This is a genomic window from Arenicella chitinivorans (assembly GCF_014651515.1).
Taxonomy (GTDB): domain Bacteria; phylum Pseudomonadota; class Gammaproteobacteria; order Arenicellales; family Arenicellaceae; genus Arenicella; species Arenicella chitinivorans.
The window spans coordinates 55,843-76,757 of sequence record NZ_BMXA01000008.1 but is presented as its reverse complement, the minus strand read 5'-3'; the positions used below and the strand labels follow the sequence as shown (position 1 = coordinate 76,757).

Here is a 20,915-nt window from a genome sequence, read left to right as displayed (position 1 = left end):
ACAGCAACATGAGTAATGATTTTCAATTTTTGGATGTGCCTCGTCAGGACCCTGAAAAGGTGCCGGCGCAAGAACGAAGTAAGCAATTTCGCGAGATCTACGGTCAATATGAAGTAGAGCAAGCGGCATCTCAGGCGGATCGCTGTCTGGGCTGCGGTAACCCGTATTGTGAATGGAAGTGTCCGGTGCACAACTACATTCCAAACTGGCTCAAGTTGGTGGCAGAAGGCAATCTGTTCGAAGCGGCAGAGTTGTCACATAAAACCAATTCATTGCCCGAAGTCTGTGGTCGTATTTGTCCGCAAGACCGCTTGTGTGAAGGCGCATGCACCCTAAACGATGGTTTTGGTGCCGTTACCATTGGCTCCGTTGAAAAATACATCACGGATGAAGCGCTCAAGCAAGGTTGGCGACCAGATATGTCCGCGGTGGTCAAAACTGATAAAAAGGTTGCTATTGTTGGTGCCGGCCCAGCGGGTCTGGCATGTGCGGATATTCTGGTACGCAATGGCGTCACACCTGTTGTGTACGACAAATACCCGGAAATCGGTGGTCTGCTGACCTTTGGAATCCCGCCATTCAAGCTTGAAAAAGAAGTGGTGCGGACGCGTCGTGCGCTTCTCGAGGAGATGGGCGTTGAATTTGTGTTGGAAACTGAGATTGGCAAAGACGTGGGATTCCAAACGCTATTGGATGACTATGACGCAGTATTTCTCGGTATGGGAACCTACACCTATATGAAAGGTGGCTTCCCAGGTGAAGATCTGACCGGCGTGCATGAAGCCTTGCCATTCCTGATCTCGAATATCAATCGACTGCTGGATTACCCCCAGGGTGAACAGGGGTTTATCGACATGCGAGACAAAAATGTGGTCGTGCTGGGCGGTGGTGATACGGCAATGGACTGCGTGCGAACGTCTGTGCGTCAAGGCGCTAGCAGCGTAACGTGTGCTTACCGTCGTGATGAAGCGAACATGCCGGGTTCTATGCGTGAGGTCGCCAATGCCAAAGAAGAGGGTGTTGAATTTTTATGGAATCGACAGCCAATCGAAATTGTTGGCGAGGATGGCAAAGTGACTGGCGTTAAGCTCGCCACCACGCGTTTAGGTGAGCCTGATGAGCGCGGTCGCCGTCGGCCTGAAGTCGTATCTGGGTCGGAAGAAGTGGTGCCCGCGGATGACGTGGTCATTGCCTTTGGTTTTCGTCCCAGCCCGGCCAGCTGGTTTGACCCATATGGTATTGAAATTAACGATTGGGGCGGTGTGAAAACTTCCAGCGATCTTGCAGTTCAGTACCAGACCACCAATCCGAAAGTGTTTGCCGGGGGCGACATGGTGCGGGGTTCAGATTTGGTGGTAACTGCGGTGTTCGAAGGCCGCGGTGCTGCGGAAGGAATTCTGAACTACCTCAATCAACAATAGAGACCTGATGATTGCGGGTCAATTTACCTTGGCCCGCTCAAAAGTATTAAAATCTCGTCGCAGAACTACCCCGCGGGCACATGTGTGCCTGTATAATCTGCGCCCATGAAAGCACTAGAAAATGATTTGTACTTGCGGGTACTACGGGGCGAAAAAGTTGAACGCACACCGATCTGGGTGATGCGCCAAGCGGGTCGTTATCTGCCAGAGTATCGCGCCACGCGCGCGGCAGCAGGCGACTTTCTAACGCTCTGCAAAACACCCGATTTAGCGTGCGAAGTCACTCTGCAACCAATCGATCGCTTCGGTCTGGATGCAGCCATTTTATTCTCTGATATTTTGACCATTCCTGACGCCATGGGCCTTGAACTCGTACTCGAAGAAGGCGTAGGACCGGTCTTTAACAAGCCAATACGAGCTACGGCGGATATCGATCAACTTGCAGTGCCAGACCCTGAAGACGAACTAGGTTATGTGATGGATGCGGTGCGCGTTATTCGACGCGAACTGGATGGTCGTGTGCCGTTGATTGGCTTTACAGGTAGTCCTTGGACCTTGGCCAGCTACATGGTCGAAGGCCAGGGCAGCAAAGACTTCCGTCGTATTAAAGGCTTGATGTTCGAGTCTCCCGATGCGGCACATCGGTTACTGCAAGTGGTGACTGACGCAGTCATCGTGTACCTCAAGGCCCAAGTTGTGGCCGGTGCGCAATCGTTGATGGTGTTTGATACTTGGGGCGGCATGTTGTCGACTGCCAACTATCAACGCTTTTCCCTCGCGTACATGCAGCAAATTGTGACGGCGATCAAACAAGATCCGATTACCGCAAACACGCCGATTGTTTTGTTCACCAAGGGTGGCGGGCAATGGCTTGAGATGATGGCGGACACCGGCTGCGACGGTCTGGGTCTGGATTGGACTGTGGATATCGCTCAGGCGCGTGCGCGCGTTGGCGACCGCGTCGTTTTGCAAGGCAATATGGATCCAGTGGTGATGAATACCGGCCAGGCGCAGGTTGAACAAGAGGCCATGCAAGTGCTGAGTGGTTATGGTAAACACGATGCGGATAGTAAAGGTCATATTTTCAATTTAGGTCACGGCATCCAACCGTTCGCTAAACCTGAGAATATGCAAACCTTGGTCCAAACAGTGCAACAACACAGTGCAGAGTTTCATCGCGAATGATCAATTTTGGCCGTATTGAAGCAGATATTTTTGTAGGCAGTGCGCCGCAAAATAGCGTGGATATTGCGCGGCTGAAGAACATGAAAATTACCGCCGTGTTATCACTGCAAAGCGATGCGGATTTCAAGGTCCACCGCATCGATTGGCGTAAGTTGCAAAGTGCTTATCAATACAACGATATTACGGTCCAGCGCTTTCCGATTATTGACTTTGACGAGACTGACTTGGGCAACCGACTGGCGGAGCCAGTACGTGCGTTGAACACGTTCATGAGCGTTGGCCATCGGGTGTATGTGCATTGCAACGCTGGGGTTTGTCGTGCCCCAGCCACGGTCCTTGGGTATCTGGTGCATTATCGCGGCATGAGCATCGAACAGGGTTTGGATTACATTCGCCGCAACCGACCGCAAGCCAATCCATATATTCGTGCGGTTCAGCAAGGCGTGCGTGAATTGGGCGATGGGTGAGAATCTCGTCGTAAGGTACGCCACGACTATTCCGATTAACTCAAAGGCGTCTGCGAGCACAGAAGGCGTGTGACCGGTGAGTAGCGCGAGGGCTGCCCCGCCTTGTCAAACCCCCATTCATTCGTGGCGAATATATTGCTCCGACAAGACGCTTCTGGAATCGAGACGCTGTGGTTGCCCTTAGTCCAAAAGGTGGTTTTAGTTTGAGCCCAAGGGCGCGATGCCAAGCGGAGTCGGTGTGGTGGTTCTAGTCCTCTGCAACCGCTTCAATCAGTTCGTTTTCGACTAGAAATGTGAGCACAATGTCGCGCACCAAGGGCTGTGTGATGGCAGTTGGGTGTAAACCATCTTCCTGAATATAGCCTTCGGTGGTAATAAAGTCCTCACGGTAAAAATCGATGAATGGCAGAGCGTATTTTTCTGCTAAGGCTGGGTAGGTAGCGCGAAACTCGTCAATATAGCGTGGCCCATACGAAGGAGGCACAGAGATACCAACCAGTGCCACCTCGGCGCCAGCAGCTTGACTGAGTTCGATCATTTGTTCGAGATTTTGTCGCATGGTGGCCACCGGCAATCCCAGCAGACCATCATTGGCTCCGAGCTCCAAAATAATCAAGTCCGGCTTAAATTCTTCTAGGGTAAGTGGCAGTCTGGCGAGTCCCGCTGCTGAGGTGTCACCTGAAATCGAGGCGTTTAAGAGCGTATGGTTGTCGCCGAGTTTCTGCCCTAGAAGGTGGGCCCAACCCTCTTCAAGGTGCATGCCATACGCGGCACTGAGACTGTCGCCATAAATAAGAATGCGTTTTGCCTGCGCAGCGGCACTGAAACTTGATACACAGAACATGAGCATCAGGTAAAGTGTGAACTTGATTTTCGCGGGATTAGTTATCATATAGCTTAGAGTCATTGTGGCTGAGAATGTCGTTGGGTCAGTGCTGATCAATCGACGGATGATGGTTTGTAAGGTGGTTCGGTTGTTCTCGCTCGGTTGGCTTCAAACCGGCCCGTCAGTTAATGCGTTCGATATACATCAGAAGCGCGACCAAGCATAGGGTCTCGATGCAGTCTTGAGCATCTTCTTGCCCAAAATTAACACATTAGGTATTTCATGAACGATAGCATTTTACGCGCAGAGAATGTGTCGAAGCGCGTGCAGACTGCGGAACAGCAGTTAACCATTTTAGACGATGTATCACTCGCGGTCCCCACTGGCCAAAGCGTGGCAATTATTGGACCTTCCGGCGCCGGCAAGTCGACATTGCTCGGGTTGTTGGCGGGTTTGGACTCGCCGTCGGACGGCAAAATCTGGTTAGCACAGCATGAAATTACCGCTATGGATGAAGAACGGCGTGCCGCGGTCAGGGCCGAGTTGGTTGGTTTTGTGTTTCAGACATTTCAGTTGCTTGGCAGTTTAACCGCGTTGGAAAACGTGTCGTTGCCGATGGAGCTGGCTGGTGAATCAGACGCGCGTGGGCGAGCGATGACTTATCTCGAGAAAGTCGGATTGGCAGCACGACTGCAACATTACCCGAAACAACTGTCAGGCGGAGAGCAGCAACGAGTTGCCCTAGCTCGGGCATTCGCGTGCCAGCCGAAAATTTTATTCGCCGATGAACCAACCGGTAATTTGGATCAAGCGACCGGCCTAAAAGTCAGTGATTTATTATTCGAGCTCAACGAACAAAGTGATGCCACGCTGGTGCTGGTGACGCATGAGCAGCGCTTGGCGGAACGTTGTCAGCGTGTGATTACCATTGACGACGGTCGAGTTGTTGCAGACCAATGAGAATGATCGACTTAAAACTTTTATGGCGTGACTGGCGTGGTGGTCAGCTCAATCTGGTGGTTTCCGCGCTGGTGTTGGCGGTGATGGTAGTCACTGCGGTGAGCTTGTTCGCCGACCGCGTTGAACGCGGGCTAAATCAGCAAATCAGTAGCTTCCTGGCAGCAGACCTAGCTTTGTCTGGCGGGATTGAAATCAGTGACGAATACCGACAACAAGCCGACACCCTTGGCCTTCAAGTAGCCGAGACGGTTCGGTTTCGGTCCATGGTGTTTGCTGGTAACCGGAACCACCTAGCGGCGGTTAAAGCTGTCGATCACGCGTATCCATTACGCGGTGAGATGGAATTAAGCGCCACGCTCGATGCAGAACAAGTGATCACGCGCGCACGCGGCCCCGAGTCCGGTGAAGCCTGGGTTGAAGCGCGTTTATTGAATCTGCTCGATATTCAACTCGGAGATACGGTGGAGGTCGGCTACGTACAACTCAAAATAACACATTTGATCGTCAATGAACCCGATCGCGGTACCGGTTTTTCGGGTACTGGGGCTCGATTGATGATGAGTACTCAGGATCTCGCCGCATCGCAACTGATTCGCCCTGGTGGACGCTATAGCTATCGCTTGCTCATGCGTGGTGACGCGCCGGCGCTCAAGGCCTATTCTGATTGGTTTGAACAGCAGCAAGAGGCGCTTGAAGCTGAGGCCGTGCCGCATTACCGTTTACTCACGCCTGAAAATGCAGAAGAACAATTGTCAGAAGCGCTTCAGCGTGGACGAGCGTTCCTATTGCTGAGCGGCACAATTGGGGTTCTACTGGCCGGCTTAGCGATGGCGCTCGCAAGCCAGCGATATGCGTCGCGATTGACCGACCAAGTTGCGCTGATGAAAGCTTGGGGTCAGTCTTCCGCGTCGATTCGACGTAGTCAATTTTTTCGTTTATTTATGATTGCCGCCGTGGCAACTGTGGTCGGTGTTGCACTCGGTTGGTTCGCTCACTACCTACTACTTGAGGTGGTGCGTGGCGTGCTTGATGTGGTACTACCGCTGCCTGGCTGGCGCCCTTGGTTGGTGGCGACCATCACTGGTTTCGTTTGCGTGTTGGGTTTTGCCTTGCCCGCCTTGTGGCACTTGCCGCGTATTGAGCCACTGCGTGTCCTGCGTCGAGATTTGCCGGACACCCTAATCGGCCAAGGGCGTCGATTGCTCATCGGCATCGGCGCGTTATTGCTGCTCGCGTATTGGTACAGTGGTAGTCTAGTGGTTGCGACTTTATTTCTTGTGGCTTTGTTTGCCCTGTTCGCTGTGTGTGCATTGGTTGCGATGCAGATTTTGCGTCTGGTGCGCGGGTTCGGTAGCTGGCGCGGTAGCTATACTCGCCTCGGTCTGGCCAATCTATGGCGTCGACGCGGGCAGACCTTGGTTCAGCTGGTGGGTTTCTCCACCACGCTTATGTTACTTCTTGTCGTCACGGGTATGCGCACCAATTTAATTGCTGAATGGGAGGCGCAATTGCCGGATACCACACCGAGTCATTTTGTGTTCAACGTGTCGACTCCGCAAGTCGAGCCAGTCAAAGCGTTGCTGGATGGCCATGGTGTAACCACTACGGACTGGTATCCCATGGTACGTGGGCGATTAGTCGCGATTAATGGTGAGGCGATTTCGCGTGAACGCATGGCGCGCTCCGATGGTTTGAGTCGCGAGGTAAACTTCACTCAAACAGAGAACCTGCCCGAAGGGAACGAGTTAGTCGCCGGTGAATGGTGGGCCGGTACAGAGATAGCCAGCGCACCACGAGCTGAATTTTCGATCGAAGAAGAGGTGGCCACAGAAATAGGCCTGGTGTTGGGCGATGAGGTTGAATTCAGTATCGGTGGCCTGCGTTTCAGCGCCGAGGTAACCAGCATCCGCAGTGTCAATTGGCAAAGCATGACCCCGAACTTTTATGTGGTGTTTTATCCAGGGTTGTTGGATAAGTATTCACCGAACTGGATTACGGCCGTGCGAGGTGGTGATGACACGAAGCAGAACCGTGGTGCATTGGTGCAGCAAGCGCCGTTCGTACAGGCGATGGTCAAACAGTTTCCCACCGCCGTGGTGCTCGAGCTACGTGATGTGATCGAGCGCATCCGCGATGTGATTAATCGTGTCACGCAAGGTCTGGAGTTGATTCTGTTCGCGGTGCTGGCCTGTGGTGGTCTGGTGTTGTTCGCGGCGATTGGCGTGTCGTTTGATGAGCGCATGCGAGAGAACGCGATTTTGCGTACGCTTGGCAGTTCACGAAGGATTATTGTTGGTGCGTTGACAGTTGAATTTGCCACGCTGGGGCTAATTGCAGGCCTGATCGCGGCTTGCGGTGCTGAGATTGTGCTGTACTTTGTGCAGACCAACTTATTCGATTTGAGTCCGCAATGGCACTGGGATTTATGGCTGTTAGGTTTGGTATCCGGGGTCGGTTTAATCACCGCGCTCGGTCTTTTGCGTAGCCGACCGATTATCTCCACACCGCCTTTAGAATCATTAAGACAGCTCGCGTGATGGTGATGTATTTGGTTAACTGCACTGATTTGCTCTACACTGTGTCTGACTGAACACACTTGAGAGGAGGTTAATATGGTGGTACGCATCGTCTTAGCTGCTGGTGCTGCGAGATCCATTGTCTCGATCATCCTAGCTGCTTTAATTTCCCTCATGAGTTCGGCCGCCGTGGCGCAAACCAGTTCGTTGATCGGCGGGTCTGGGTTCGCGAATGCGTGTTACCAGAATTCGCAGCGCGCGACTCAAACGCTCGGTGTTGCGCGTCAGAGCCTAGAGCCCTGCAATCGAGCCATCAACGATGCGGCATTACCGAAAGCTGACATGATTGCCAGCTTGGTAAATCGCGGGATCATTCACGCCGCATTACAGGACTATGTGGCTGCGGCCAAAGACTATAATCGCGCGTTGGAGCTCGACGAAACGCTCGGTGAGGCCTACATTAATCGGGGTAATTTGTGGTTTTTGGCTCAGCGCTTTGACGCTGCCATATCGGACTATGATTCCGCGTTACGGTACGGCGTGGTGAACGAGCACGTGGCGTATTTGAATCGTGGCATGGCACTGGAACAACTTGGGCAGAGAGAGGCGGCGCGAGCCAGTTACCAACAGGCTTTGGAAATCATACCTCAGTGGCCACCAGCAATGCTGCGAGTCGAACGTTTACACGAGTGATGAACGAGGTTGTCAAAGCGGTCGAGCGTTGGTTGACGGCAGTGGTCATCGAGCTGAATCTCTGCCCATTCGCGCAACGTGAGTATCGTTCCAACCGAGTGCGTTTTAAAGCCAGCGATGCGCGTAATGAAGAAGCGGTTTTACGGGATCTGGTCGTTGAAATGTCGCTGCTAACGCGTCGTCCCGACATCGAAACCACGCTACTGATCTTGCCTTACACGCTGTCTGACTTCTTATATTTTAATGAGTTCCTTGGTTTTGCAGACCAGCTATTGGAAGAAATGCAGCTAGATGGTGTGTACCAGATAGCCAGTTTTCATCCGCAATATCAGTTTGACGGTACCGAATCAGAGGACGCAGAAAATTACACAAATCGAGCACCCTACCCCATTCTCCACATTTTACGCGAGTCAAGTCTGAGTAAGGTAATCGAACGTCATCCCGACCCGGAGTCGATTCCAGCGAATAATATTCAATTGATGAATACCTTGGGAAAGCGACATATGCAGCTGCTTTTAAAATCCATAGTCACGGATGACCAAGCACAGTAGGCTTTTCTCAACCTGGTCACTGGTCGCGTTGGTGGTTGGCAATGCGGTTGGCGCGGGGATCTACACGACCTCCGGTTTTGCCTTAGCGGATTTGGGCTCACGAGAATGGGTGTTGTTTGGCTGGTTCGTTGCCGGTTTGGTGGCCATCGCCGGGGCGATGAGTTATGGCATGTTGGTGCGACATATTACCGAGTCTGGTGGTGAATACGTGTTTTTATCGCGGGCGATTCATCCCTTGGCCGGGTTCATTGCCGGCTGGGTCTCGCTGCTAGCGGGTTTTCCGGGTGCGATCGCGTTTGCCGCCTTGGCCTTTGAGGCGTATTTGAGTTCAGCTTGGCCGTGGCTACAGCAGGTGCCTGCGACGGCGACGGCCATCGCTGTGACGGTGTGTGCGGGATTGTTGCACGGTTTTCGCGTGCGCACCGGGGTGCAAAGCCACCAAAATCTCGTATTGCTGATGCTGATCATTCTGGTGCTTTTGGTGGTCGCTGCTACGTTTGTGATCACCCTTAGAACGCCACCCATCTCAGTATTGCCGGTCGCCCCGGTGCAGTTTAATCTATACGCATTTGCAGGAACGTTGGTTTGGATTTCGTTGAGTTATTCCGGATTCAATGCCGCTGCGTACGTCGCCGGCGAGGTGGATCACGCACGTGACGCAGTGCCGCGTGGTATGGTGCTGGGTACCGTGGTGACTATGGTGTTGTGTCTGGCGGTTAATTGGGTGTTGTTATACGGCGCGGATGCAAGCCTGATTCAAGGGCGTGCCGAAATCGCGGCGGTTGTTGCCGATTCACTGGGCGGCCGGACTGCGCGTCAGTTAGTGCAGTTGGTGGTGGCTATTTCACTACTGACCTCAATTACGGCCATGGCGCTGGCGGGACCTCGAGTGTATGCAAAAATGGCAGAAGACGGCGCCTTGCCCGCCGTGTTTAAACAGCGGCTTGGCCATCCTCCGCGAACTTCCATTGCCTTGCAGGTCGTGATTTCGGTGCTGTTGATCTCGTTATCTGATCTTCGCGGACTGATGTCATATCTAGGCTTCACATTGTCGCTGTGCTTGGCGCTGGCGGTCAGCAGTTTGTTTGTCATACACTGGCGGCGAGGACTGCGACCGGCATCCGCTTGGTACCCACTGGCGCCGCTAGTATTCGTGGTTTGTACCGTCTCATTTGCGATGCTTTCATCTATTCATCAGCCAATGCAAGCGTTGGCGCTCGTGCCAGTCTGTGGGCTTGGTGCGCTGGCTTACTACGGGTCGGTCCGGCACACTAGGCGCCGATCACCACAATCAAAAACGGAGATTTAGAGGTTATGAAACAACTCGTCAGTAGCGTTGTATGTTTACTGCTATGCGGTTGTGTGGCGCTCATCACACCGAAGGTAGAGACCACATTGGCATCACTGGAAGCCGGTGATTACGCGCTCGATAAAACACATGCCAGCCTGATATTTAAAGTCAAACATTCGGGTTTATCGAATTATGTTGGTCGCTTTAATGAATTCGACGCGAGTTTGTCATTTGATCCGGCTAACGTATCGGCGGCTAAGTTGACTGCGGTAATCGAAATCGACTCGTTGGATATCAACAACCCATCCTTGAAAAAAGACCTCATGGATGGCACGTGGTTCGACCAGCCAAGGTATCCACAAGCACGCTTTAGTACTATCTCCGTGACACCAGTCTCAGACAACCAGTTTTCGTTTACTGGCAATCTGGCATGGCGAGGTGTCCAGAAGCCGGTAACTATGTTGGTGACGTTTCATGGTGGCGCGGATAACATTTTGACGCGTAAATACACCCTAGGCTTTTCCGCATCTGGTACTTTTAAACGGTCTGATTTTGGCATGGATGCCTATATTCCTTTGGTCGGCGATGAAGTGTCGATCGACGCCGATGCCGAGTTCCTAAAAAACTGATTACGTGGCCTGTGCTAAACACTAGACCGATCAAATTCACCCAAACGGATGATTCTCAGGCCCTGAAATCCTGTCTATAGTCATACTTTGGAAAGCACTTCCGTCAAAGGTCTTCGGTACCTGAGCGGTTAGTAACTCATTAAAGGAGAATCGGGTATGGCACGATGTTTAGCATGGATTGGTCTAGGTTTGTTGGCGCTATCGCTGACCGGCTGTTTTTTGAATCGCGCGGGGTTAGCACCCTTTGACGCAGAATTTGATGTTCGCCCACAAATTTTATGCGAGGGCGAAGCCACCAATGTGAGTTGGGATATTGATGCAGACCGTTTGGATCGCACCACGGTTTTGATTACTCAATCTCCCGGTGGTGTTGTGGATGTTGAGCCACCAGGACGGAATACTGGCAGTGTCTCGTTCGTACCGCGACCGCCGGCGACCGAAGCTGACATTCGGAGTACGGCGATTAATAAATTAGCGATATTGCGCAAACACGATGGTGACGATTTTACTCAGTCGGTCACAACGCCGGTGTTCGTGGTGGGCAGTGAAGCCACGTATCCGCATCAAGAGACCTTCAAATGGGGTTGTTTTAATGCACCCGGCGGCGGTTCCGCCGGTTGGACACGCGTCGACTACGAACGGGGTCAAAAAGCATCTTCGTCGATGCGGGTGACCTCCGTGCAAAATTTAAGCACGGTGCCGGTGATTGTTGGAGTGCGTCGAGATCCTGCAGACAGTGTCTCAATGCTCCCCTTGGGCATCGGTGCCACGACTACGGCACTTAACGGCGAATTCTGGGGGGTGTGGCAGGCTGTCCCTGAGTTCACTGACTTTGGTGGTGCAGATGGTTGCGAGGATGAACTTCCTCCAGGCTCGGTGGTGCTTGGTCCACGCTCACCAACGGTTATTACACCGCGGCCAGATTTAATTCTTGGGATTCAACTGGCTTGCAACGCGCTTTAACGCTTATAAGAACGGCCTTCTTGCTGTCCGTGATGAATCCAGTGTGAAATGGCAGCGGCCTTGTTATCGACGCCGTTGGCACGTAGGTCCGGGTGATGGTATAAATAGAACTCCCAATTGAAATCGTTAGGCACCTGAGTGCGAACGTGGGCCGCTTTCTGTTGCTCAAACGATGACGTTTTCGCGTCCAGTTCCGCTGCGTAGCCAAATAAACGGATATCGTCAGCGTAGAGCGTATGCAAGATTTGTTGCGTTTCCGCAGTCAAAAAATGCGCGTACTCTGGCATTTGTCCGAGTTCACGTAAGCTTTCGGCGCTCATGTTGGCGGCGTCTGGTAAGACTTGCTCGGTATTCACCACCGTGACGTTATGCATACCAAGTTCCTCAACCAGCGCCAGTGCCTGCTGGCGTTTGTCGCCGTGATTTCTGAATACGTGCTGCATCAAACCGCGTAAATCCGCTTGCAACGATTCCATGTGGCAAATGTAATGCAGGTTTAAGCTGGCCGCGGGCGTCTTGGGCAGTCGACCGCTCAAATTGTGCCACCACGAAAGCGGCTTCACGGTTACCGTGGTGTCGCGGAGTTCACCTGAAATCACGCTCTGTGGCAGAAAGTGCGTATCCTCCAGAGATTCAACGCCGCGAACCGCACAGTAGCGTAAAACCTGGGCAAATGAATAGGTGGCATCCGCGTCCTTGATGCCGAGCACACTGGCGAAATCATCGAATTGGGTGCGGTTCAAGACCATTCGATTGAGGTAGGCGCTGACGAACCGGGTATACGGGTGACGCACGATGGTGGCGCAATACGAGGCGCTGAAGTCGAATTCCGCGGGGGGAGCGAAGAGTTGGCCAGCGTCATGCCAATCGTCCTGCATTGCATCACGTAGGGCCTGAAGGCGAATCTGCGTCGCTTGGGGCAATTCATCGCCATGCAATGCAACGAATAAGCGTCGAGCGACACTGCAGGCACTCTTGGGGTTATAAAAAAGTGCGTAGTTGTATCTGGGACTAACCAACGGAGTCATTTTTGTGCACGCGTCTCGACAATAAACGGCGGGTAGTTTAACACTGAATTTGCTCCAACACTGAGTCCAGGCGCCGAATAGATGGTGAGCTGTGATTTGTTAGCCTTAACTAAGTGTTAATGAAAATGGCGTTGACAACTGGTGACATATGTCGCCTAATGGTGACATGAAACCATCATCGACTGAGCTTACAATCTTGAAGCATCTGTGGCGCCACAAAGCACAGAGTTTGCGTGAAATTCATGTGGCTATTGAACCCGAACTTGGCTGGACACGCTCATCGACGCGTAAAACGGTTGAGCGTATGGTCGACAAAGATTTGCTGGGTCTTCGCAATGTGCATGGTCTAAATGTGTATCACGCCAAAGCACGAAAAATTCCGACACTTGCGGGCATGATTCGAGACTTTGCGGCCGACGTGCTGGGCCTTGAGGGACCTTTGCCAGTGTCGAATCTGGTCAAAAGTCAGGTCTTGAGTCAGGAAGAACTCCTGGAATTGGAGGCGTATCTTGAGAACGCCGAAAACGCACCCGAGGACGACGTATGATCACGGCCCTTGTCTTTAGCTGGGCAGTTTTTATCACCAGCACAACGATGTTTCTATTGCTCGGGTTGTTGTCTAAGTTCAGTACGCGAGTACGTCAATCCTCACTGGTTTGGGCCTCCGCCTTGGTCGCGGTGGTGTTGATCGCCGGTTTGTCTAGCTGGTGGTACTTTGTCCCATCACTGAGTCCGAGTCGAGATCTAGTGGTGTTGACGGATTCCCCACTTCTAGCCGCCGTTGGTCGTTTCAACTGGCAAGCAACTAACACGAGTGTCGCACCAGCGGTTGGTCGCGGGCAGATGCTCATGACAATCTGGACCGTCGTGTACCTCGCGGGCGTCGCGCTTTGCTTATTGCGACTTTGGTTTGGACGCCGACGAGCGGCACACATCGCAAACAGTGCGATACCGGATACCTTAAATTCGGTGCAGGACATTTGGCTTACCGAGCAATTGGTGTCCCCTTGTGTGTTGCGCTGCGGCTGGCTGGGCGACTATCGAATCGTGTTGCCGCGCACGCTGGCATCAGGGCTCACTGAGGCGCAACTCCGTATGGTGATTGCGCATGAGCAAGCGCACATTCGGCGGTGTGACGATCAGGTTGGTTTGCTATTGCGTCTTGTTGTGTCACTAAGCTGGTTCTCACCGTTTATGCATCGTTTGTTTGCGGCCTGGGCCGAGGCGATAGAAATACAGTGTGATCAAGCGGTGGTTGCAACAAAATCGCGTTCGCAGCGGTGTGAATACGTACATACACTCGTCAAGACAATGCGCTTTACGCAGCAGCATAATGATCATTTACCGGTGGCTACGTTTGTCACCACATCTATACGGAGAGAAAAAATGCGAATTTGTTTAGCCTTGGGCGATCGCCCATACCGCGCCTTAGGTCGGGTGGCCAAAGTCCTCATTCTAATCAGTACGTTTGCAGGTAGTGCGGTCGGTGGTATGGCGTTATCCAGTGGCATGCCGAAAGAAGGTCTGCCAGCATCCGTCGATAACGCCATAACGCAGCAGATCGCCATGTTGCACGAAGGTCGTCATACCTCAGGTTTTGGTTTGGCCAAACACCCGTTTAAACCGGGCAAGCAACGAAACCATACTGGCGTCGATATCGCTGCGCCGAAAGGCACACTTATCCACGCACCAGCGGATGGCATTATTCTAACCGCGACAGATTTATACAAGGGAATGCCAAAGTACGGCAAAGTGGTGGTGTTGGAATCCGACAGCAATACACAAACCCTTTTGGCACATCTTGATGACTATATGGTTGAGGTCGGACAGCGCGTAATGGCTGGACAACCTATCGCGACTATTGGCAATACAGGCCAAACCACCGGACCTCATGTGCATATCGAAACCAGACTCAACGGTGAGCGAGTTGATCCTCACACGATCTGGAATCTGCCGCAGCCTAAATAGAGTCGAGTCGACGTCGTATGCGTTTTATTCAAAAATGTTGTTTATTGGTCTTGTGCTTGTGTGTCGCCGATGGCGGCGTGCAGGCCAAGCAAATCGCCTTGTCATTTGATGACGCACCGCGTGACGCTGGGCCGCTGTTTAGTGGTTCTGAACGCACGGCTCAGTTGATCCAAAGCCTGCGTCAGGCTGGGGCTCCGCCGACGGTGTTTTTTGTTAAAACCAGCGGCATGAACACCGAACAAGGGCGTGCGCGAATTGAACAATACGCGCACGCCGGGCACTTAATAGCCAACCACACGCACTCGCATTGGCGGTTGAACCGCACAGACACCGAGACGTACTTGATAGACATTGATCAGGCAGAGTCCTTATTACAAGGTGTGCCCAATCGACGCCCTTGGTTTCGTTTTCCGTACTTAGACGAAGGTCGCCCTATTGCGCAGCGTGACGAAGTTCGCCAAGCACTTCAAGAGCGAGGTTTGCAAAATGGTTATGTTACCGTCGATAACTTTGATTGGTATTTGGCGCATCGATGGAAACGTGCGGTGGAAGAAGGTCGTTGGGTCAACCATCAAGCCCTGAAGACAGTGTACTTGGAGATGTTGGTATCCGCAGTAGTGTTCTATGATGCACTGGCCGTAGCAACCATCGGCCGTTCCCCGGCGCACGTTTTGCTCTTGCACGAGAACGACCTTGCAGCGCTCTACGTGGATGAGTTGATTGAGCAATTGCGAGAGCGCGGTTGGGAGATTATTTCGCCAGATAAAGCTTATGCAGACTCATTAGCCACACAGCAACCGGCTACGCTGTTTTCGGGACAAGGTCGCATCGCCGCGTTAGCCAGTGACCAAGGCGTGCCGCACACTGATCTGCGGCATTATTCCAGTCAGGAAGTGGCGCTGGATAAGATGCTGCACGAGCGCTGTGTTTTTGCCGAACCGAAGCCGGATTTTACGGTGTTGAACCCTCAGTAGACTGCACTTCGTCGCCGTTGCTTGATTTGCGTGGTCATCTCTGCCGGTCTTTAACTGGCGGCATGTCCGACTTGTCCAAGATTCACTCAGACTCAAAGACATCTTAGCAATAGCACGGCTAAACACACCGCTGAGCACAGTCTTGCCATCGCTCTGGAGTAGCACAGTGGGGTTAAAGCACATGTTTACGCACCCATTTTGATTTAGTCTGGCCAAATATTATCAAATAAGCTTGATAAATCTTTAGCGAGAAAGGCTCTGCGATGTTTGTTACCTATTGGAGCGTCCATGCAGCGGGACTTGTTAAATTCTAGGCTAGTTTAGAGCCAACGCATGGCTTCATCGATTACGGTCTCAATTCTCTTCTGAAGCACCCGATGCCGAGCAACGCTTAGATACAGCGTTTCGCTGACGGGGTTGGAGAGTCGATGAGTTTTAATGTATTCAGGCTTCTTAAAGGCTTCAACGGCGTGTGCGGGTAACACCGTAAAACCCAACCCAAGGCTGACCGGCTCTAAGATCATACCAATTTGGTTCGAGTATCCTCTTCTACGGAACAGGTTGCTGTGCTGAAATTCGGGGTAATTGGCGCTAAGAAGTAGGTCGGCATGGTGACTCCCATCTGGGTGGTCGATAAACCCGAGTGTGATCAAGGTTTTCCAATCCGGTTCTTCGATGGTAGCTGGTGTCACCAAGAGCAGTGGTTCTTCTGCGATGGGCGTACAACTCACTTCCTTAAGGGTGGATTTTGACGTCATAAATCCGATATCAACCGTAGATTCGACGATTGCCTTTTCCACATCTGAATTCGGTGCGAATCGGTAATCGATAACGAGCTTCGGGTGTTTGCTCTGGAGCGCCAACATGTGTGGGTACAACTTTAGCCCGACACTGCCCGGAGAGATGATACGTGCAGTTCCCTCAAAGGGCGGGTTTTCTGTGACTTTTTTCTCAAGGTTTGACAACGCCAGAAGGATGTCTTTGGCCTCGGCATAAAGCTTTTCGCCCGAGTCGGAGAGTGAGAATCGCTTGCCCTGTCGAATAAGCAACTTCGCGCCCAGCTGATCCTCCAGTTTGCGCAAGTGCTGACTAACGCCCGACTGAGTCATGTTGAGCTGTTCAGCCGTACGGGTGAAATGACCCACTTCTATCAATGTGCAAAAAGTGCGCAACCAAGCTGTATTTATCATCACATAAAATTATCATTTAGAGAATAAATGATAATTTTACCTAATAAATTGCGCTGTGTAAGATGCGCTCAGTCAATTTATAGGAGAACCCGCAATGAGCAATGTTTACCCCAGAAGTTTTTCACACATCGGTATATCCGTCCCGGACCTTAAACGAGCCGTCAAATTTTATACAGAAGTCATGGGTTGGTACCTGATTATGGAACCAACAAACATTGAAGAGGACGACAGTGCCATCGGGGAAATGTGCACGGACGTATTCGGCGCAGGTTGGGAGAGCTTCCGTATTGCCCACTTGTCAACGGGGGATCGAATTGGGGTGGAGCTTTTTCAGTTTAAAAATCAGACTAACCCGGAAGACAATTTCGAATATTGGAAAACCGGTGTATTTCACTTCTGTGTTCAAGACCCCAATGTTGAGGAGTTAGCAGAGCGAATTGTGGCTTCTGGTGGTAAAAAGCGCATGGCAAAACCACGTTACTATTACCCTGGCGAGAAGCCCTATCGGATGATTTATATGGAAGACCCTTTTGGGAACATTTTAGAGATTTACAGCCATAGCTATGAGTTGATTTACAGCGAGGGTGCCTACTAATACAAGACAAACTAGTCCAACACCTAGTGCCCGGGCAACATGCGCTACCTCGCTCACAAACTCTTTTAGTTCTTGAGCAACTTGCTGTACTGCTCCACTAGAAAGATTATCTGCTGAATTTACGCCAAAAAGCATCAATTTTTTGAGCTTCAATGTACGCGTAGTTTGGCGTTGGATCTAGCACCTTGCTAACAGGAGCAACCTGTCACCTGCGCTAGTGCTGGGTTGATTGAAAGGGCTGGCCGTACGTTGCAAGGTTCATCTATCTTGACTATTCGATTATGAACGCAAGCTTAGCAGTGTATGTTCAAGTAACTTTGCCTCGCAATACTAACCACATACAATACCCTCTACATCTTTACCCAATTGCCATTGAGATATTATGAAAATTCGTGCCATTGACGCGCTCTTTGTTGCCTTACTGTTGCTGTGTACTGGAACCATAGATGTTAGCCAGAATACGCTGCTAGCAGCCCCTAAAGTCAATGTGGAGCAACCCAAAGTCATTATTTTTGACGTTAACGAAACCTTACTTGACTTAGCAAGCATGCGTAAATCTGTCGGTGCCTCGTTAGGTGGTCGCGATGAGTTATTACCATTGTGGTTTTCTACCATGTTGCATCATTCACTGGTCGTGTCTGCGACCGGCGATTACGACAGCTTTGGCAACATAGGGGTCGCTGCGCTACAGATGGTGGCTGAAATAAATGGCATTGATATCACCGAAGAACAAGCGCAAACGGCTATTCTGACGCCATTGCGATCTTTGCCGCCTCATCCTGACGTGGCTCAAGGGTTGACGGCACTAAAAGCCCAAGGCTACAAGCTCGTTACGCTAACCAACTCATCACTGGAAGGCGTTCAGCTACAGCTAAAAAATGCTGAATTGAGCCAGTATTTCGATGTAAATCTGAGCGTAGAATCTGTTGGCAAATTCAAGCCCTACATGAGCACTTATCAGTGGGCCATCAAGGAATTAGGCGTAGAGGCTAATCAAGCCTTAATGGTTGCCGCTCACGGCTGGGATATCGCTGGAGCCGACAAAGCGGGTTTAAAAACCGCGTTTATCCGTCGCAAAGGCAAAGTGTTATTTCCGCTTGCCGCCCAGCCTGATTACAATGTTTCAGACGTTATCGAATTGGCTCGTCAGTTGACTAAACACGACTAGGGTATAAGAGCATGTACTAAGCAGAGGTCTTACCCAGCGGTTGAAGAATGCGAGCTCCGAGAGCGAGTGTGTGTCGTGTTCAAATTGGAATCAACGCTTTAAAAGCCTTCAAATAAAACCTCAGAAAAATGCAACAAAAAGCTAACTTTCAAAACGACTATGCGGCTATTTGGCGCGCCAAAAAAGAGTTTTTAAAACCCGTAAAATACATAGACAAAATTTGTTTTGATGACCTCATCGGAATTGATCGGCAAAAAGAACAGCTGATCGAAAACACTGAGCGGTTTTTGGACAATTTGCCTGCGAACAACGTTTTACTGTGGGGCGCCAGAGGTACCGGTAAGTCTTCTCTTATCAAAGCGCTGTTGAACACGTATGCCGCAAAAGGTTTGCGAGTTATTGAAATAGACAGAGAAGACCTAGATGATCTAATTGATATTTCGGACGAGATCAGGGACTTGCCGTTCAAGTTCATTGTGTTTTGTGATGATTTGTCTTTTGAGGAAGGCGAAAAAGGGTATAAAGGGCTCAAACGAATTTTAGAGGGTTCGATTGAGTCACCACCTGAGAATGTCAAGATATACGCTACTTCGAACCGTCGACACTTGGTTCCTGAATATCAAAATGAGAATCAAGGCGTGAACGTCAGTCACAGGGGCGAAATTCATTATGGCGACAGCGTCGAGGAGAAAATATCGCTTAGCGACAGGTTTGGTCTTTGGCTATCTTTTTATCACGGTAATCAGCAGGCGTATTTGGACGTCGTAGAAAGTTATTTTAAAGACTATGAAGGAGACCGAGAGTTACTCAGAGCCGAGGCGTTAAGTTTTGCGCAAACGAGAGCGAGTAAGAGTGGTCGAACGGCAAAGCAATTTTATAACAGCTATTTTCAGAAAAAGACTGAATGATCACATGCACCCGGGCTGTAAAAATTACAGCGATGATCAGGCGGTGCTGCTTACGGCCCGAGTGTGGTGATTGTTAGGTTTGGTTGGAACTGCTACATTTAACTCTAGTCACCCAGATCAACAAAAGGGCAGCTGGTTGAGCCTGGAATAGCTGAGTTTCCTGGCGAGTTGTAGGGTGTAGACCGACTTAACGGATACTCGATCGGCTCACTATTGAAAGTGTTGCCACGCGCGTAGCCGGTTGTACGCTGAAATTTTACATTAAAACAGTTGGTCGATGACGCGCCCATCTGGTTGTTATCAATCAGAGTCAGGTTTTCAACGTCAATAAACCAAAAGATGTCACCGCCAAATTTATTGCGCCGAACGTCTGGTCCGACTTTTGAACCTGTCAAAAGAAGTCCGCAACCTACGCACACGTTATCGTGAATATAAAGTTGTCTGTTGGTTTCTTCTTCGCCTACCGGTAATTCTTTAATTCCGCTACCGGTAGTTTGTATGTTATCGACAACTGCTTTTCGAATCACATTGCCTTGAATAATTCCTTCTGCGCGGTTGAAAAAGGTAACCCCCGCACCTCGCCATTCCCTGCCAGGTTCGGCGCTCTCTGTCATCGTGTTGTTTAAAACAAATATATTGCGGCCTGATTGCAGCGTTACGCCGCCGCCACGGTTGCCCTCAAAAATATTTCTTTGAATCAAAATGTCTCGGTCCAATCCAAACTGATCTGGAGTTGCTTCAACGTCGACCCCAAATTGTGGTGGAATACCGATAATATCGTGGATGTGATTGTCTTCGATTTTTACTAAGTGTGGCCCCACTAGCGACACACCCTGACGTCGGTTATAAAATATCTCGTTGTTTCTAATCGTCACATGGCGTGAATCAGTACCGATCACTAAGATGCCATCACCGGTAAATTTGCTGATTTTTGTATTCTCAATCAATACATGATCTGACTGTGTAACACAGATACCATGGCCTTCATCATGGTTAGTAACCGGGTTGACATTAATGATGATTGGCACGTAGTCATGTTCCTCTCGATCACCAACTAATTGCCCCCCTTTTATAGTCACATTCTCACTTAAATATACGTAAATAAGGCACTGATTCCATGCGGCATTCGGTCTCATTCTGAGAATCGTATTTTCATCCATTAACAATGTAACATCGCTTGGGAGTCGAAATCCTTCGTAATAATAGGCCGGGTTTCCTAACGGGTCTCCGAGAATAACCTCACCTGGCGGCAAGCTAATGGTTTTGAATCCTTGCTGTTCAGCGAAGTTAATTGCCGCTTGCATACGCTCTGAGTTTTCCTCTGGGTTCGCATCGGCGCCAGTTTGAATATTCCATTGTGCATAACTAACGTTATAAACTGGCCCGGAAGAGTGGATTGGCAACTCAACGGTAAACTTAGGTTTGGGCGGAAACTCTCCGGCATCGGAATCCTGCAACAGTAAATAATTTACTACAGGCGATAATGCTGACGCATCTGTTTGCGCAAAACCATCGTTCAATGGTAAAACTAAGATACTTAAAAACAAAATTGACGTGATTATTCTAGCTTTCATACAATCAC

20 protein-coding genes are annotated in these 20,915 nt (G+C 50.8%); 16 read left to right on the top strand and 4 right to left on the bottom strand.

Annotation, left to right across the window (positions count from 1 at the left end; all coding sequences use genetic code 11):
* The first annotated feature begins 8 nt into the window (after positions 1–8).
* The 3 genes from IE055_RS16250 to IE055_RS16240 all read left to right on the top strand — a co-directional run bounded on the left by IE055_RS16250 (position 9) and on the right by IE055_RS16240 (position 3,073).
* Entirely contained in the window at positions 9–1,421 is a 1,413-nt protein-coding gene (locus IE055_RS16250; protein WP_189402740.1) for a glutamate synthase small subunit GltD family protein, read from the top strand.
* A gap of 105 nt (positions 1,422–1,526) precedes the next feature.
* On the top strand, positions 1,527–2,606 hold the full coding sequence (hemE, locus tag IE055_RS16245; RefSeq protein WP_189402739.1) for a uroporphyrinogen decarboxylase: 1,080 nt from the start codon (positions 1,527–1,529) through the stop codon (positions 2,604–2,606).
* Positions 2,603–3,073 (top strand): dual specificity protein phosphatase family protein, encoded by a 471-nt coding sequence (locus tag IE055_RS16240; RefSeq protein WP_189402738.1) that lies wholly within the window; start codon positions 2,603–2,605, stop codon positions 3,071–3,073. Before hemE ends, IE055_RS16240 begins: the two co-directional genes overlap by 4 nt.
* A gap of 247 nt (positions 3,074–3,320) precedes the next feature.
* On the opposite strand, the gene IE055_RS16235 is transcribed toward IE055_RS16240, so the two are convergent.
* Complete coding sequence (locus tag IE055_RS16235) at positions 3,321–3,980, bottom strand: arylesterase (RefSeq protein WP_229794335.1); 660 nt, start codon at positions 3,978–3,980, stop codon at positions 3,321–3,323.
* A gap of 201 nt (positions 3,981–4,181) precedes the next feature.
* On the opposite strand from IE055_RS16235, the gene IE055_RS16230 reads away from it, so the two are divergent.
* From IE055_RS16230 to IE055_RS16200, 7 genes are all read left to right on the top strand, one after another.
* Positions 4,182–4,859 (top strand): ABC transporter ATP-binding protein, encoded by a 678-nt coding sequence (locus IE055_RS16230; RefSeq protein WP_189402737.1) that lies wholly within the window; start codon positions 4,182–4,184, stop codon positions 4,857–4,859.
* A gap of 2 nt (positions 4,860–4,861) precedes the next feature.
* On the top strand, positions 4,862–7,396 hold the full coding sequence (locus tag IE055_RS16225; protein ID WP_189402736.1) for an ABC transporter permease: 2,535 nt from the start codon (positions 4,862–4,864) through the stop codon (positions 7,394–7,396).
* A gap of 75 nt (positions 7,397–7,471) precedes the next feature.
* Entirely contained in the window at positions 7,472–8,068 is a 597-nt protein-coding gene (locus IE055_RS16220) for a tetratricopeptide repeat protein (RefSeq protein ID WP_189402735.1), read from the top strand.
* Positions 8,068–8,619 (top strand): DUF1415 domain-containing protein, encoded by a 552-nt coding sequence (locus IE055_RS16215; protein ID WP_189402734.1) that lies wholly within the window; start codon positions 8,068–8,070, stop codon positions 8,617–8,619. The genes IE055_RS16220 and IE055_RS16215 overlap by 1 nt, the downstream gene beginning before the upstream one ends.
* Positions 8,603–9,928, top strand: a complete 1,326-nt coding sequence (locus tag IE055_RS16210; protein WP_189402733.1) for an APC family permease — start codon at positions 8,603–8,605, stop codon at positions 9,926–9,928. Before IE055_RS16215 ends, IE055_RS16210 begins: the two co-directional genes overlap by 17 nt.
* A gap of 5 nt (positions 9,929–9,933) precedes the next feature.
* The gene (locus tag IE055_RS16205; RefSeq protein ID WP_189402732.1) at positions 9,934–10,539 is read left to right on the top strand and encodes a YceI family protein; all 606 of its coding nucleotides are present in this window, start codon (positions 9,934–9,936) and stop codon (positions 10,537–10,539) included.
* A gap of 156 nt (positions 10,540–10,695) precedes the next feature.
* Positions 10,696–11,502 (top strand): hypothetical protein, encoded by an 807-nt coding sequence (locus IE055_RS16200; RefSeq protein WP_189402731.1) that lies wholly within the window; start codon positions 10,696–10,698, stop codon positions 11,500–11,502.
* Here IE055_RS16200 and IE055_RS16195 read toward each other — a convergent pair.
* Positions 11,499–12,530, bottom strand: a complete 1,032-nt coding sequence (locus IE055_RS16195; RefSeq protein ID WP_189402730.1) for a sulfotransferase family 2 domain-containing protein — start codon at positions 12,528–12,530, stop codon at positions 11,499–11,501. The two genes, IE055_RS16200 and IE055_RS16195, sit on opposite strands and share 4 nt — an antisense overlap.
* Before the next feature lie 166 nt (positions 12,531–12,696).
* On the opposite strand from IE055_RS16195, the gene IE055_RS16190 reads away from it, so the two are divergent.
* From IE055_RS16190 to IE055_RS16180, 3 genes are read left to right on the top strand one after another with little or no spacing between them, the layout of a single operon-like run.
* The gene (locus IE055_RS16190; protein WP_189402729.1) at positions 12,697–13,077 is read left to right on the top strand and encodes a BlaI/MecI/CopY family transcriptional regulator; all 381 of its coding nucleotides are present in this window, start codon (positions 12,697–12,699) and stop codon (positions 13,075–13,077) included.
* Positions 13,074–14,498 (top strand): M23/M56 family metallopeptidase, encoded by a 1,425-nt coding sequence (locus IE055_RS16185; RefSeq protein WP_189402728.1) that lies wholly within the window; start codon positions 13,074–13,076, stop codon positions 14,496–14,498. The genes IE055_RS16190 and IE055_RS16185 overlap by 4 nt, the downstream gene beginning before the upstream one ends.
* Before the next feature lie 17 nt (positions 14,499–14,515).
* Positions 14,516–15,472, top strand: coding sequence for a polysaccharide deacetylase family protein (locus tag IE055_RS16180; protein WP_189402727.1), 957 nt, complete (start codon positions 14,516–14,518; stop codon positions 15,470–15,472).
* Positions 15,473–15,792: 320 nt separating this feature from the next.
* On the opposite strand, the gene IE055_RS16175 is transcribed toward IE055_RS16180, so the two are convergent.
* Positions 15,793–16,662 (bottom strand): LysR family transcriptional regulator, encoded by an 870-nt coding sequence (locus tag IE055_RS16175; protein ID WP_189402726.1) that lies wholly within the window; start codon positions 16,660–16,662, stop codon positions 15,793–15,795.
* Between the two features lie 94 nt (positions 16,663–16,756).
* On the opposite strand from IE055_RS16175, the gene IE055_RS16170 reads away from it, so the two are divergent.
* From IE055_RS16170 to IE055_RS16160, 3 genes are all read left to right on the top strand, one after another.
* A complete protein-coding gene (locus IE055_RS16170; protein WP_189402725.1) occupies positions 16,757–17,257 on the top strand; it encodes a lactoylglutathione lyase family protein in 501 nt (166 codons plus the stop codon).
* A gap of 388 nt (positions 17,258–17,645) precedes the next feature.
* Entirely contained in the window at positions 17,646–18,425 is a 780-nt protein-coding gene (locus IE055_RS16165; RefSeq protein ID WP_373299249.1) for a haloacid dehalogenase type II, read from the top strand.
* A 128-nt stretch (positions 18,426–18,553) separates the two neighbouring features.
* Positions 18,554–19,333, top strand: a complete 780-nt coding sequence (locus tag IE055_RS16160) for an ATP-binding protein (RefSeq protein WP_189402723.1) — start codon at positions 18,554–18,556, stop codon at positions 19,331–19,333.
* Positions 19,334–19,437: 104 nt separating this feature from the next.
* Here the strand turns inward: IE055_RS16160 and IE055_RS16155 are convergent, their stop codons facing one another.
* A complete protein-coding gene (locus tag IE055_RS16155; protein ID WP_189402722.1) occupies positions 19,438–20,907 on the bottom strand; it encodes a right-handed parallel beta-helix repeat-containing protein in 1,470 nt (489 codons plus the stop codon).
* Between the last annotated feature and the right edge of the window lie 8 nt (positions 20,908–20,915).